The organism is uncultured Tateyamaria sp., from assembly GCF_947488715.1.
Taxonomy (GTDB): domain Bacteria; phylum Pseudomonadota; class Alphaproteobacteria; order Rhodobacterales; family Rhodobacteraceae; genus Tateyamaria.
Map to the genome: position 1 here is coordinate 123,251 of NZ_CANLAG010000002.1, position 14,663 is coordinate 137,913.

Annotated in this window: 11 protein-coding genes; 6 read left to right on the forward strand and 5 right to left on the reverse strand. The window is 60.3% G+C overall.

Annotated elements, in window-relative coordinates:
* Positions 1 to 2 precede the first annotated feature (2 nt).
* The 6 genes from ftsA (at position 3) to Q0936_RS04930 (ending at position 8,697) form a co-directional block, all read left to right on the forward strand.
* The gene (gene ftsA, locus Q0936_RS04905; RefSeq protein WP_299293349.1) at positions 3 to 1,337 is read left to right on the forward strand and encodes a cell division protein FtsA; all 1,335 of its coding nucleotides are present in this window, start codon (positions 3 to 5) and stop codon (positions 1,335 to 1,337) included.
* 175 nt (positions 1,338 to 1,512) lie between these two features.
* Positions 1,513 to 3,129, forward strand: a complete 1,617-nt coding sequence (ftsZ, locus tag Q0936_RS04910; RefSeq protein WP_299293352.1) for a cell division protein FtsZ — start codon at positions 1,513 to 1,515, stop codon at positions 3,127 to 3,129.
* Positions 3,130 to 3,327: 198 nt separating this feature from the next.
* Positions 3,328 to 4,251, forward strand: a complete 924-nt coding sequence (lpxC, locus tag Q0936_RS04915; protein ID WP_299293355.1) for a UDP-3-O-acyl-N-acetylglucosamine deacetylase — start codon at positions 3,328 to 3,330, stop codon at positions 4,249 to 4,251.
* A gap of 103 nt (positions 4,252 to 4,354) precedes the next feature.
* Positions 4,355 to 5,224 (forward strand): outer membrane protein assembly factor BamD, encoded by an 870-nt coding sequence (locus Q0936_RS04920; protein WP_299140435.1) that lies wholly within the window; start codon positions 4,355 to 4,357, stop codon positions 5,222 to 5,224.
* A gap of 40 nt (positions 5,225 to 5,264) precedes the next feature.
* Positions 5,265 to 6,914, forward strand: coding sequence for a DNA repair protein RecN (gene recN / locus Q0936_RS04925; protein WP_299293358.1), 1,650 nt, complete (start codon positions 5,265 to 5,267; stop codon positions 6,912 to 6,914).
* 94 nt (positions 6,915 to 7,008) lie between these two features.
* Positions 7,009 to 8,697 (forward strand): chloride channel protein, encoded by a 1,689-nt coding sequence (locus Q0936_RS04930; protein ID WP_299293361.1) that lies wholly within the window; start codon positions 7,009 to 7,011, stop codon positions 8,695 to 8,697.
* Positions 8,698 to 8,763: 66 nt separating this feature from the next.
* Here the strand turns inward: Q0936_RS04930 and Q0936_RS04935 are convergent, their stop codons facing one another.
* From Q0936_RS04935 to cobS, 5 genes are all read right to left on the reverse strand, one after another.
* Complete coding sequence (locus Q0936_RS04935; RefSeq protein WP_299293364.1) at positions 8,764 to 9,108, reverse strand: DUF427 domain-containing protein; 345 nt, start codon at positions 9,106 to 9,108, stop codon at positions 8,764 to 8,766.
* A 73-nt stretch (positions 9,109 to 9,181) separates the two neighbouring features.
* Entirely contained in the window at positions 9,182 to 10,972 is a 1,791-nt protein-coding gene (locus Q0936_RS04940) for an aminopeptidase P family protein (protein WP_299293367.1), read from the reverse strand.
* Positions 10,973 to 11,020: 48 nt separating this feature from the next.
* Complete coding sequence (cobT, locus tag Q0936_RS04945; protein ID WP_299293370.1) at positions 11,021 to 12,898, reverse strand: cobaltochelatase subunit CobT; 1,878 nt, start codon at positions 12,896 to 12,898, stop codon at positions 11,021 to 11,023.
* Positions 12,895 to 13,596, reverse strand: coding sequence for an aspartate/glutamate racemase family protein (locus tag Q0936_RS04950; RefSeq protein WP_299293373.1), 702 nt, complete (start codon positions 13,594 to 13,596; stop codon positions 12,895 to 12,897). Before Q0936_RS04950 ends, cobT begins: the two co-directional genes overlap by 4 nt.
* 15 nt (positions 13,597 to 13,611) lie before the next feature.
* A complete protein-coding gene (gene cobS / locus Q0936_RS04955) occupies positions 13,612 to 14,598 on the reverse strand; it encodes a cobaltochelatase subunit CobS (RefSeq protein ID WP_299140450.1) in 987 nt (328 codons plus the stop codon).
* Positions 14,599 to 14,663: the final 65 nt, after the last annotated feature.

Genomic DNA, 14,663 nt, shown 5'->3' on the forward strand with positions numbered 1-14,663 from the left:
TGATGACCGACCTTTATGACAACCAGCGCAGCATGCGGAACATGCGCAAGATTGCGATGCAGCGGGGCGTCGTCGCCATTCTGGACGTTGGCAGTTCCAAGATTGCCTGCCTTGTGTTGCGGTTCGACGGGACGACCAAGCTGGGCGATGAGGGCGAGATTGGTTCATTGGCCGGTCAATCCGGGTTCCGGGTGATCGGGGCCGCAACCACGCGGTCGCGCGGCGTGCGCTTTGGTGAAATCTGCGCGATGCAGGAAACCGAACGCGCCATTCGTACTGCCTTGCAGGCCGCGCAAAAGATGGCGGGTATCCGGGTGGATCACGTCATTGCATGTTTTTCAGGGGCAGAGCCGCGCAGCTATGGGCTGGACGCGCAGGTGGATCTGGAAGGGCAGGTGGTCACGGAACAGGACGTGGCCCGTGTCCTGTCGCGGTGTGATGTCCCGGATTACGGTGAAAACCGCGAGGTGCTGCACGCGCAGCCGGTGAACTTTGCCCTGGATCATCGTTCCGGGCTGTCGGACCCACGTGGGCAACTGGGCAATGCTCTGGCCGTCGATATGCACATGCTGACGGTGGACGCCGACGCGGTGCAGCATTTGGCGCATTGTGTGAAACGCTGTGATCTCGAATTGGCGGGCATTGCATCATCGGCCTATGCGTCCGGTATTGCCGCGCTCGTCGAGGACGAGCAGGAGCTTGGTGCCGCCTGTATCGACCTTGGCGGTGGCTCGACCGGTGTGTCGATCTTTATCAAAAAACACATGATCTATGCCGACGCTGTGCGCATGGGTGGCGATCACGTGACGTCGGACATTTCGATGGGGCTTCAGGTGCCTACGGCCAATGCGGAACGGATCAAGACGTTTTACGGCGGGGTGCATGCTACGGGCATGGACGACCGCGAGATGATCGAAATTGGTGGCGACACAGGCGACTACGAACATGACCGCCGCACTGCGTCCCGTGCCGAATTGATTGGCATCATGCGCCCCCGTGTCGAAGAGATCCTCGAAGAAGTACGGGCCCGTCTGGATGCGGCCGGGTTTGACCATTTGCCCAGCCAGCAGATCGTTTTGACCGGTGGCGGCAGTCAGATTCCCGGCCTTGATGGCCTCGCCTCCAAAATTCTGGGCCAACAGGTGCGTCTGGGGCGTCCGCTGCGCGTGCATGGATTGCCACAGGCGGCAACCGGTCCGGGATTTGCCTCTGCCGTCGGTTTGGCTCTCTTTGCGGCGCATCCCCAGGACGAGTGGTGGGATTTCGATATCCTACACGACCGCTATCCCGCACGCAGCCTGCGCCGGGCCGTGAAATGGTTCCGCGACAACTGGTGATCGCTATATCTGGTCCAAACGCGGACATAGAGTGAACAACAGCAAGATTTCGCCCATATTTTGCGGTAAATTTGTGTTTTATGGGTGACGCTGGGGCCGTGAATCGCTAGGATTGTGGGGATTTAGGCACAAAAACACCCGCGAATGCGGCAAACCAGACAGGCGGACCTGACCCATGACCCTGAACCTCTCCATGCCCGGACATGACGAGCTGAAACCCCGCATCACCGTCTTTGGTGTCGGTGGCGCGGGTGGTAACGCCGTCAATAACATGATTGAAAAACAACTGGATGGCGTCGAATTTGTTGTCGCCAACACCGATGCGCAGGCGCTGCAGCAGTCCGCCGCGACAAACCGGGTCCAGTTGGGCATCAAAGTCACCGAAGGTCTTGGGGCAGGCGCGCGTGCATCCGTTGGTGCCGCAGCCGCCGAAGAATCAATCGAACAGATCGTGGATCACCTGGCCGGTGCGCACATGTGCTTTATCACTGCGGGTATGGGCGGTGGCACGGGTACAGGTGCTGCGCCAATCATCGCGCAGGCCGCTCGCGAATTGGGTGTTCTGACCGTTGGTGTTGTGACCAAGCCCTTCCAGTTTGAAGGTGCCAAGCGGATGCGTCAGGCCGAGGACGGCGTTGATGCCCTGCAAAAGATGGTCGACACGCTAATCATCATCCCGAACCAGAACCTGTTTCGTCTGGCCAATGAAAAAACGACCTTCACCGAGGCGTTCTCGATGGCCGATGACGTTTTGTACCAGGGTGTCAAAGGCGTGACCGACCTGATGGTCCGTCCCGGCCTGATCAACCTCGACTTTGCGGACGTTCGTGCCGTGATGGATGAGATGGGCAAAGCCATGATGGGTACGGGCGAGGCGGATGGCGAAGATCGCGCGATCCAGGCCGCCGAAAAGGCGATTGCCAACCCGCTGCTCGACGAGATTTCGCTGCGCGGTGCCAAGGGTGTTCTGATCAACATCACCGGCGCGCACGACCTGACCCTGTTCGAACTGGACGAAGCGGCCAACCGTATCCGCGAAGAAGTGGATCCGGATGCCAACATCATCGTGGGTTCGACATTGGATACGGCGATGGAAGGCATGATGCGCGTCAGCGTGGTTGCCACCGGCATCGACGCCAGCGACGTGCAAACGGAAATTCCCGTTCCACGCCGTTCCATGGCTGCACCATTGACGCCGACAATCGCGGCCGAGCCAGCGCCTGCACCACAGCCGATGCCTGAACCGGCGCCTGCGCCTGTTGTCGCCGCTGCCGAAGAGCCATCGCTGTTCCAGGAACTGGATGTTGCGCAGGCTGCAGCACAGGATATGGCCGAAGACATCTTTGTAGACGAGGCACCGGTTGCCGCGGCAGATGATCTGCCTCCGCCCGCGTACCAGCCGCAGGTTGCAGCGTTTGAACCAACGCCTGAGCCCGAAGCGCCTGCCGCCGAGAGCTTTGTCGCACCACGTGCACCCGCACCTGGCACGCCGTCGCCCGAGGCGTTGGCCCGGTTGCGTGCGGCAACGCAGAAGGTTGCACCCGCTGCGCAACAACAGCCAGCCGCCGCTCCGGCAGGTGAAGATAAGCCGCGCTTTGGCATCAATTCCCTGATCAACCGGATGACAGGTTCGGCGGAAGGTGCCGCCCCGGCCGAGCGTCCGGCGCGTCAACAGCCTCCGGTACAGGCGCGCGCTGCGGCACCAGCACCCGCGCCCCAACCGACCGAGGCTCCTGACCCCGATCAGGAGCGGATTGAAATTCCGGCCTTCCTGCGCCGTCAAGCGAACTGATTTTCGCTCACAAACCAATACAAGGGCTGCCATAGGGTGGCCCTTTTTTCATTTGAAAGCATGGGGTTAGAGCGGTATGCGCGCTTTGCCGCCCATGTGTTTCAGCCATGTTTCAGTCGGTTACAAAGATTGAGTTGAGAACCGGCCCGCCACCCAATAGCTGTTGGGTGCGTTACAAAAACGTTACGGGTGGGACCAGTGCAAGCGACAGTCAAAGGGCCAGTATCATTTACCGGGTGCGGATTGCATTCTGGCAAGCCTGCGCATTTGACCATTCGCCCGGCCATGGCCGAGCATGGCATCTGGTTCTTGCGGACTGACATCGAAACCGTGGATGCGTTGATCCCTGCACGCTATGACGTTGTGCGCCAATCGCCACTGTGTACGACGCTTGTCAATGATGCCGGCGTATCCGTGGGTACGGTCGAACATATCATGGCAGCACTTGCGGGCTGTGGTATCCACAACGCCCTCATTGAAATTGACGGCCCCGAGGTTCCGATCCTGGATGGCTCTGCCGTCCCGTTTGTACGTGCGATCATGCAGCGTGGGCTGCGCCGCTTGCCTGCCCGTGTGCGGGCGATCGAGGTGCTGAAACCTGTCACTGTCACTCAAGGGGAAGCAACCGCGACGCTTCAACCCTCCGAAGTGATGCGCATCGACTTTCACATTGATTTCGAAGACGCAGCTATCGGGACGCAGTCCAAGTCCCTGAACATGTCGAATGGCAGTTTCGCCCGCGAGTTGAGCGACAGCCGTACGTTTTGCCGTCAGGGTGATGTCGAGAAAATGCAGGCCAGTGGTCTGGCTTTGGGCGGCACGCCGGGCGTGAACGCGGTTGTGTTTGACGGCGACCGTGTGACAAGCCCCGGCGGTTTGCGCCACTCGGACGAGCCCGTGCGCCACAAGATGCTGGATGCGTTGGGCGACTTGGCTTTGGCCGGTGCGCCGTTGATCGGCCACTATGTCGGCACCCGCGCGGGTCACACCCTGACCAACCAGCTGCTGCGCAAGCTTTTCGAGACACCGGATGCGTTCCGGATGGTCACCTGCGATGCAGAGATGACCGCGCGCCTGCCCGGCGCGGGCCTCGTGTGGGACGAGATCCCTGCTGTTGCCTGAGAGTAGGGCAAATCGTCATTTAACCCTGCGTTCTGTTTGTGATAGACACTGTCCAAACGCCCGAAAGAGGGCGATATTGGGCGCTTGTTGGGGGTAGCAAACCATGGTGCGTGGCACATCCATAACGCGGTTGGCGGCAGTCACGGCTATTGCGGCGGCTCTTGCGGCATGCGGGTCGGTAAACGATCGTCCGACACGCGGTGGCCTGTTCAACTCTCAAGAGATTCCGCTCGAAGAATTCACTGCGGAACAGATATTTGAACGGGGTGAGTTCGAGCTGGAAGCCGGTGATCTGACCGACGCGGCCTTTTACTTCTCTGAGATCGAGCGCCTTTACCCATATTCTGACTGGGCGCGTCGCGCATTGATCATGCAGGCGTTTTCCCATCACCGGGACAAAGACTATCCAAACAGCCGATCAGCCGCCCAGCGGTTCATCGACTTTTACCCCGATGATGATGACGCGGCCTACGCGCAGTACCTCTTGGCGCTCAGCTATTATGACCAGATTGACGAAGTGGGCCGGGATCAGGGTCTGACCTTTCAAGCGCTGCAATCGCTGCGTGAGGTTATTGAGCGTTATCCCGACAGCGAATACGCAAAATCCGCGATCCTGAAATTCGATCTGGCCTTTGATCACCTTGCGGCCAAGGAAATGGAAATCGGGCGCTATTATTTGCGGCGGGATAACTTTACCGCGGCGATCAATCGTTTCCGTGTGGTGGTCGAGGATTTCCAGACGACGTCCCACACCCCGGAGGCGCTGCACCGTTTGGTCGAGGCGTACCTGTCGCTGGGTCTGACGAACGAAGCGCAGACGGCGGGCGCAATCCTAGGCTACAATTTCCAGTCGACGGATTGGTACGAGGACAGCTTTAAACTGTTGACGGGGCAGGGGCTCGAGCCGCGTGTTCTGGGCAACAATTGGTTGAACCAGGTGTATCGCCAGATGATCCAGGGGCGGTGGCTCTGATCTTTTCCGGCCATTTGGCCTGGGTTTTGGAAACGGACTGATGCTGCGCGGTCTTGATATTTCGGACATGCTGATCATTGACCGGTTGGAACTTGCGTTTCAGCCGGGATTGAACGTGTTGACCGGTGAGACGGGCGCGGGCAAGTCTATCCTTTTGGATTCTTTGGGTTTTGTTTTGGGCTGGCGCGGTCGGGCCGAGTTGGTGCGCCAAGGTGCGGCACAGGGCGAAGTGACGGCGTGGTTTGATTTGCCGGATGCGCACCCGGCCCATGCTGTGCTCGATGAGGCGGGATTGCCGGGCGGGGATGAGCTTATCCTACGCCGTGTGAACACGTCTGATGGGCGCAAAACGGCTTGGGTGAATGACCGTCGGTGTTCGGGTGAGGTGCTGCGCGCGCTCAGCGACACGTTGATTGAACTGCACGGGCAGCATGACGATCGCGGATTGCTTAACCCCAGAGGACACCGTGCCATTCTGGACGAGTTTGCAGGGCTGGCATCTGGCCTGAGCAAGACCCGCGCGACATGGCGCCAGGTGGGCCAAGCGCGCAAAGCTCTGGAAGCGGCGCAGGCGGCGATGGCAGCCATCCGTGACGAAGAGGATTTCCTGCGCCATGCCGTTGGCGAGTTGGATGCGCTGGACCCGCAGCCCGGCGAAGAGGCGGAATTGGATGCACGTCGTCGTTTGATGCAAGGCGCAGAGCGGGTGCGTGAGGATGTGCAAAAGGCGCATCAACTGCTGGGCCATGATGGTGCCGAAGGCGCACTGGGTGACGCGATGCGGTGGCTGGACGGGGCTGCTGACAAAGTGGATGGCGCGCTGGATGCGCCGCTGGCCGCGTTGGGGCGCGCACTGGTCGAACTGGACGAAGCATCGGACGGTGTTGTGCGTGCTTTGGATGTGCTCAACTTCAACCCGGCAGAGCTGGAAGACGCCGAGGAGCGGCTGTTTGCGATCCGGGGTCTGGCGCGCAAACATGATGTGGCCCCGGATGAACTGGCGACATTTGCGGATACGCTACGGCAGAAGTTGAACGCGCTGGACGCAGGTGACGCCGACCTGTCGCGGTTGACCGCTGACTTGCGCAGTGCTGAGGCGACGTATGACGCGGCAGCGGCCAAACTGACGGCGGGTCGGACGCGGGCGGCCAAAGCATTGGACAAGGCCGTGATGGCCGAGCTGGCACCGCTTAAGATGGAGCGCGCTGTGTTTGCGACACAGATTACGGATGAACAGGCAGGACCAGAGGGGCGCGACGCGGTTGCCTTTACCGTGGCGACGAACCCTGGTGCGCCAGCCGGTCAGCTGAACAAGATTGCCTCTGGTGGCGAGTTAAGCCGGTTCTTGCTGGCGTTGAAGGTGTGTCTGACCCGCGAACAGGCGGGGCTGACCATGATCTTTGACGAAATTGACCGCGGCGTTGGCGGAGCGACGGCAGATGCGGTGGGCCGACGCCTTGCCGCGCTGGCCGAAGGTGGGCAGGTGCTGGTTGTCACACACTCGCCGCAGGTCGCAGCCCTCGGCGCGCACCATTGGCGCGTCGAAAAACAGGTCAGCAAGGGGATGACCACGTCGAATGTCGTGCCTTTGCAAGCGCCAGACCGCGTTGACGAGATCGCGCGCATGTTGGCAGGCGACACGATCACGGATGAGGCACGCGGGGCCGCACGTGCGCTGTTGGGCGGATAAGGTCGCTAAGTTCGGGCTGTGACGATGCGCGGCCTTTTTTTCGCAAGTTCTGTGGGTTAAGGGTCGAACAGTTCCTCAACCGTGACCCGGTCCGATGCCAGCCCCAGAGCGCGCCCTTATCACTCGTCAGATTGACCTCGCGGTCACTGCATGTCGTGACGGCTGGCAGGTACTGCGGCATCGCGGTCCAAGCCAGATCCAGTTTTGGTTCATTGCGCTGGCCATTGGTGTAGCTGCCGGGTTTGCGGCGCTGTTTTTTCGCAAGGGGATCGAGGCGCTGCAAGCGTGGCTTTATGGGACGGACGACGTGCAATATCTGCACAGTTTTGCGTCGTCCTTGCCTTGGTATCTGATCCTGATCATCCCGATCATCGGGGGGCTGCTGACGGGCCTCATTCTGCACACGTTCACCAAGGATGGCGTCGCCCGTTCGGTGGCCGATGTCATCGAAGGTGCGGCGATGCGCGATGGGCGGGTGGGGACGCGCGCAGGCGTGGCCTCTGCCTTTGCCAGCTTTATCACGCTGTCATCCGGCGGCTCGACCGGGCGGGAGGGGCCGGTGGTTCATATCGCGGCGGTGATTTCGACCAAGGTGTGCCGCTGGATCAAGGCCGACGGTATCACGGGACGCGATCTCTTGGGCTGTGCGGTGGCGGCTGCGGTATCAGCCAGTTTCAACGCGCCCATTGCGGGTGCGCTTTTTGCGCTGGAAGTGGTGTTGCGCCATTTTGCGGTGCACGCTTTTGCACCGATCGTGATTGCAAGTGTAGCGGGGACAGTCATCAATCGTTTGGAATTTGGCGGCGTGACAGAATTCATGCTGCCAGAGGCCAATGAGTTGGTATTTTATCAGGAATTGCCAGCCTTTTTGCTGTTGGGCCTGATTAGCGGCCTTGTCGCTGTTGTTCTGATGCGGGCCATTTTCTGGACAGACGATGTGGGAACGGCGATCCAGGCGCGCACCGGATTGCCACGGTGGCTGCGGCCAGCAATTGCCGGGGCTTTGCTGGGCGCGCTTGCGATCTTTTATCCGCATATCATCGGTGTCGGCTATGAGACGACGTCGATGGCGCTGACCGGGCAATTGGCATTGAACGACGTGATGGTGTTTGTCGTTCTCAAGACAGCGGCCGTTGCGATCACCATGGCGGGGCGCATGGGGGGCGGTGTTTTTTCGCCGTCGTTGATGATTGGTGCGCTGACTGGCCTTGGGTTTGGATTGATCGCAACTGGGATTTTCCCCGATGTGTCCGGGTCCGTTACGCTTTATGCGCTGGCTGGTATGGGGGCTGTGGCAGCCGCGGTTCTTGGCGCGCCAATTTCGACAACGTTGATTGTGTTCGAGCTGACCGGGGACTGGCAAACCGGTTTGGCGGTTATGGTGGCGGTTTCCATGTCCACGGCGCTGTCGTCACGGTTGGTGGACCGCAGTTTCTTTCTCAGCCAGTTGGAGCGGAAAGGCGTGCACTTGGCCGCAGGGCCGCAAGCCTATTTGTTGGCAATGTTCCGGGTCAGTTCGGTGATGCGCAGCCCTGACGATCCACGAGCGGCGGATACCGCGCGCAGTTGGGAGATGATTTCAGAGGGCATTTACGTGGACGCCAATGCGACCCTTGAAGCGGCACTGCCCATCTTTGATCGGACGATGGTGCCGTTTATCCCCGTCGTCACGCTCACGGGCGAGAATGCAGCCCCTGAATTGCAGGGCGCGCTGTTTCATGTGGATGCGCTGAAGGCTTACAACCGGGCTTTGGCGGCCACAGCCGCGGAAGAGCACAGTTAGGGCGTCGGGTGGCTCTGTTTTGCGCTGACGCGCAAAAGGCGCCCACCCGCCGACCCATGGGCGGGGTCAGATTTGTTCAACCGCGATCGCGTCACCGACGTAGAACGCAAGGTGGTCCTTGATCCGTGCCACAGCTTCCTTTGGGGCTTCGTAGCTCCAGACGGAATTTTCCAGTGTTTGTGATTTTGTGACCACCGAGAAATAGCTTGCATCACCCTTGTGTGGGCAATGTGTGCTGCGGTCTGTGCGGTCCAGAAACGCCATCGCAATGTCTTCGCGCGGGAAATAGATCACTGCGGGATAGTCGCCTTCGGACAATTCCAGCGCATTGGCGCTTTCACCAAGGACGGCCCCGCCTGCGCGCACCGTCCAGGTGCCGGGGGCTTTGCGGATCGTGATGTGATCAGCCATGGGAACTCTCCTTGGGACGTTTGGAAATGTGATGAGGGATGGATGTAACAGATCGGTAACACCACCACCAGAGCTAGAGCGGTGCGCAGGCCTGTTGCAACCAAGATGCGGTTTGTGGCGACACGCGGTCCTTGAGCAACTCGTAAGTTTGGGCGTGATATGCATCCAGCCAGTCGCGAGAGGGTTGATCGAGTATGTCGGCGACAATCAAACGACGGTCTATTGGGGCAAAGGTCAAAGTGCGCCAGCTCAGCATCTCGCGATGCGCGTCCCCGTCGGATGGGGGCGTTGCGTCCTGTGCGACAATCAGGTTCTCGATGCGTATGCCGAATGCGCCTTCGCGGTAGTAGCCCGGCTCGTTGGACAGGATCATACCTGCTTGCAGCGGAACTGTGCTGGCTCGGCTGAGCCGTTGTGGACCTTCATGGACCGAGAGATACGCACCCACGCCGTGACCAAGGCCGTGATCAAAATCCTGATGCGCATACCACAACGGCGCGCGGCCTATGGCCTCGATGTCGCGTCCGGCCAGCCCTTTGGGCCAGATCAGGCGGGACATGGAGATCATACCCATCAGAACACGGGTGAACGCCTTGCACGCGTCTTCGTGCGGCGTTCCGATTGCGATCGTCCGGGTGATGTCCGTTGTTCCGTCGAGGTATTGCCCGCCGCTGTCCAAGACCAGAAGGTGCCCGTCTTGCAGATCACTGTCGGTTTCAGTTGTCACGCGGTAGTGCATGATTGCGCCGTTGGGGCCTGTACCGGCTATGGTCTCAAAACTGATGTCCTGAAGCGCGTTGTCGCGGCGGCGGTATCCCTCTAACTGGGTGACAACCTGTGTTTCGGTCAGGGTTCCAACGGGCCGCACATCCAGCCAGGCCAACAGTTCAACAACGGCTGCGCCGTCGCGCAAATGCGCCTCTGCGGACCCCTTGATTTCGGCGGCATTCTTGCACGCCTTAGGCAGGGCGCAGGGATCGTCACCCCATTGGATATCCGCGGAAACGGCGTCTGCGACGCGTACCGGCACCGATGACTTGTCCAACAGAACAGGCCCGGTGAGCGCGTTCAGTGCGGGCAGGAATTCCGTAGGGGCATGGAGCGTCACGCCCGGCGTCAGATGATCGCCGATATCGGCCAGCTTGGCGGGGGACATATAGAGGTCGACATGCCCAGTCGTGTGCAGAATGGCGAACCCCTGCGCGATTGGGTTGCGGGGAATGTCCGCCCCTCGGATGTTCAGCAGCCAGCAGATGGAATCAGGCAGAGTGATCACGGCGCAAGCCGCACCTTGCTCGGCCAGAGCCGTGCCAAGACGGGTGCGCTTGTGTGCATGTGCTTCACCCGCAAATTCCAACGGATGCGCGCGCACAGGTTCTGCTGCGGCTGCCGGTTGGTCCGACCACACACGGTCCACGAGATTTTCGGATTTCTCCAGGACAATGCCGGTGTCTTGCAGTGCATTGCGCACATGTTCGATCTGCCCAACTGTATGTAGCCAAGGGTCAAAGGCAACGGTCCCTCCGCTGGGCATTTGCTCCTTGAGCCAGGTGGGAAGGGAGACCTCGGGCCATGGGACTGGGGTGTAGACGTCCGCTACCTGTGCCTTGACCTGCGTCCGGTAGCGCCCGTCGATGAATACGCCAGCCGTGTCACGTAGAACAGCGCAGAACCCAGCCGAGCCGGTAAATCCCGTCAGCCACGCCAGACGCTCGTCACGGGCCGATACATATTCGCCCTGGTGGGCATCCGCGCGGGGGACCAGAAAGCCGTCAAATCCCGCAGCCTCCAGTTCAGCACGCAAGGCCGCCAGACGTGGGGGACCTTGTTCCGGGCGTGCGGTGACCTCGAAACTCTGAAACATGCCAGTTCCCCCTTCGTTTGTTGTTTGTGCGCGGATCTAAGGCAGAGATCAGCCCGCTTTTCTCATGCCCATCACGCGTGCGCGTGCGCGCGGGTCGCTGTCAAAGAGCGCGGCCAGTTGCTCTGTCATCGCACCGGCCAACTGCTCGACATCCGTGATCGTGACCGCGCGATCATAATAGCGCGTGACGTCATGCCCAATGCCGATCGCCAACAATTCGACCATCTTTTTGCGTTCCACCATCGCAATGACATCGCGCAAGTGTTTCTCGAGATAGTTGGCCGGATTTACGGACAGCGTGCTGTCGTCGACCGGTGCGCCGTCCGATATGACCATCAGGATCTTGCGTGCCTCGGGGCGGGACACCATGCGCCGGTGCGCCCATTCCAGCGCCTCGCCATCGATGTTTTCCTTGAGCAGCCCTTCTTTCATCATCAGACCCAGATTGGGACGCGCGCGCCGCCATGGGGCATCGGCGGATTTGTAGATGATATGGCGCAGGTCGTTCAAGCGGCCGGGCTGAGTCGGGCGCCCGTCGTTCAACCATGCCTCGCGGGCGAGGCCACCTTTCCACGCGCGGGTGGTAAAGCCGAGGATCTCAACCTTGACGTTGCATCGTTCTAGCGTGCGCGCCAGGACATCCGCGCATATGGCCGCGATAGAAATGGGCCGCCCACGCATGGAACCGGAGTTGTCCAACAGCAGGGTCACGCATGTGTCACGGAATTCAGTGTCTTTTTCGACCTTGAAGGACAGGGGCGTCGTTGGATTGGCCACGATGCGGGCCAGCCGCCCGGCGTCAAGCGTGCCTTCCTCTAGGTCAAATTCCCAAGACCGGTTCTGTTGGGCCTGCAAACGGCGTTGCAGCTTGTTCGCCAGACGGCTGACTGCGCCTTTGAGCGGTTCCAACTGTTGATCCAGATAGGCGCGCAACCGTTCCAATTCGACCGCCTCTGCCAAATCTTCGGCGGCAATCTCTTCGTCATGGTCACTCAGGTAGACCTGATAATCGGGGTCGGCCTCGGACACCGGTTGTGGGGCAGGCGGCTCTAGGGGCGCTTCGCCCTCCGGCATTTCAGCCTCTTCGCCCAGTTCCTGATCCGCCATGTCATCCATGCTGACCTGAGCCTGGCTCGCGTCCTGCTGTTCGTCCTGTGAGGATTCGGCGCTTGCGTCTTCGTTCTCTTGGTCCTGATCGTCCTGGCCTGTGCTGTCGGGTTCCTGGTCCTCTTCCTGACCTTCTTCGGCCTCGTCTTCCTGATCCTCGTCGATCTGATCCGGGTCATCGCCCAGTTGATCGCCATAGCCCAGGTCGGTGATCACTTGCCGCGCGAATTTGGCAAAGGCTGCTTGATCGTCAAGCATATCGCCCAGACCGTCGAGCGTGCCGCCCGCTTGTTCCTCGATAAAGCCGCGCCACAGGTTCATTGCGTTCTGCGCACCGTCGGGCAGGTCGCGCCCGGTTGCGAGATGCCGCACAAGGTATCCCGCAGCCGCGGCCAGCGGTACATCGATGGCCTGTTTGCACTGTTCATACCCTTTGCGCATCGCCTCATTGGCAATCTTGGCGTCGATGTTTCCGGCCGTGCCGGGCATGTCGCGCGCGCCCATCGCCTCGCAGCGGGCGGTTTCCATCGCCTCATAGAGGTCTCGAGCCATCTCGCCTTGTGGGGAATAGCGGGCATGGGTCTGGCCGTTGTGGTAGCGGCGATGCAGCGCCAACGCATCAGCCGTTCCGCGCGCGAGCATCACCTCGTCACGTGTCATACGGCGGCTGACCTGCGGCAGGCGCATGGAATCACCCGACACTCCTGCTGGATCGACCGAGTAGGAGACGTTCAACTCAGGGTCATTTGCCATGACCTTGGTGGCCTCAGCGAGGGCCTTTTTGAACGGATCGGCAGGATTGTCGTTTTGGGTGCTCATGCAGAACCGCCTACAGAATGATCGGACAGGGTGGCACGCCCAGTTGCCAGCGCAACCAAGACGTCCACATGAATATCAAGCGCGTCGATGACTTCATAGCCCACGTCGCGCCCATCAAAGGCAAGATTCAAATCCGTCCCCGCCAATACAACTGCCTGTGCGCCTACCGCGGTCAACTTGCGGCCCTCTTCTATGAACAAAGCACGTTGCGCGTCCGAGCATTTGCCTGCGAGCGCCATATCAGTATAGGCCGTTCCAATGTCATCCAAGTCTTGCGGGACGATGGCCTTGGTCTGCTCAAGTTGCCCGTACAGTTGCGTACGCATCACAACGCCCGTACCCAACAATCCCACGGTGCCAAACCCCTGCGCAGCGAAATAGGCGTCGAGCGGGCTGACCGCGCTGATCAATGGCAACGTGGACAAGGCAACCGTCTCATCAAAACAGAAGTGTCCACCAAGCGAAGTGATGGCAGCACAGTCTACCCCTGCCGCATTCAACCGTTCGATGAGCCGCGCGTAAACCTGAGCCTGGGCATCCTTGTCCCCGGCCAGGTTATTGGCCAAAAGGACAGACGCCTCGGTGTTGACGATGGTTAGTTCCAAAGGCGCACCCAGCGCCCGCATGTTGTCAGTCAGGCGCTGGTAATATGAAACAGTCGCTGCGGGACCAATGCCGCCAATCAGGCCGATGTGCATCGTGCCTCCTTCGGCTTATCCCAAGCTCACACTTGCCGCACTTTCGGGCAGTTCCTCGTCGAACAGGCGCTGATAGAACTCAGCCACCGTCTGGCGCTCCAGCTCGTCGCATTTGTTCAGGAAGGACAGGCGGAACGCATAGCCGACATTGCGGAAAATCTCGGCGTTCTGTGCCCACGCGATGACCGTCCGGGGCGACATAACAGTGCTGAGGTCGCCGTTCATAAACGCGGTACGCGTCAGGTCGGCCACAGTCACCATCTGCTTGACGGTCTTGCGGCCCTCGGCGGTGTTGTAGTGCGGGTTCTTGGACAGCACGATGGCTGTCTCTGCGTCGATTGACAGATAGTTCAGCGTCGCCACGAGGCTCCAGCGGTCCATCTGGCCTTGGTTGATCTGCTGGGTGCCGTGATAGAGGCCTGTGGTGTCGCCCAGACCGACGGTGTTCGCGGTCGCAAAGATGCGGAAATAGGGGTGGGGTTCTATCACCTGGTTTTGGTCGAGCAACGTCAGCTTGCCGTCCACTTCCAGCACACGCTGGATTACGAACATCACGTCGGCCCGGCCCGCGTCGTATTCGTCGAACACAATCGCTGTCGGGTTGCGCAAGGCCCAAGGCAGAACACCTTCTTGGAAATCAGTAACTTGCTTGCCGTCTTTCAGCTTGATCGCATCTTTGCCGATCAGGTCGATCCGGGAGATATGGCTGTCGAGGTTCACGCGGACGGCGGGCCAGTTCAGGCGGGCGGCGACCTGTTCGATGTGGGTTGATTTGCCCGTGCCGTGATACCCTTGGATCATCACCCGGCGGTTGTGGCTGAACCCCGCGAGGATCGCCAACGTCGTGTCCGGGTCGAACTTGTAGGTGCTGTCGATGTCCGGCACGCGGTCGCTGCCGTCGGCAAACCCTTTGACGACCATGTCGGTATCAATGCCAAAGACTTCGCGGACCGAAATCTCTTCGCTCGGTTTTGCGTTGATATCCATCGCGCCGTCGGCCATGTCGCCTGTCCCTTCAAAAGCAGTAAACGCGCCGAAATGGGCGCGCTGATCGTGGTGCAACATAA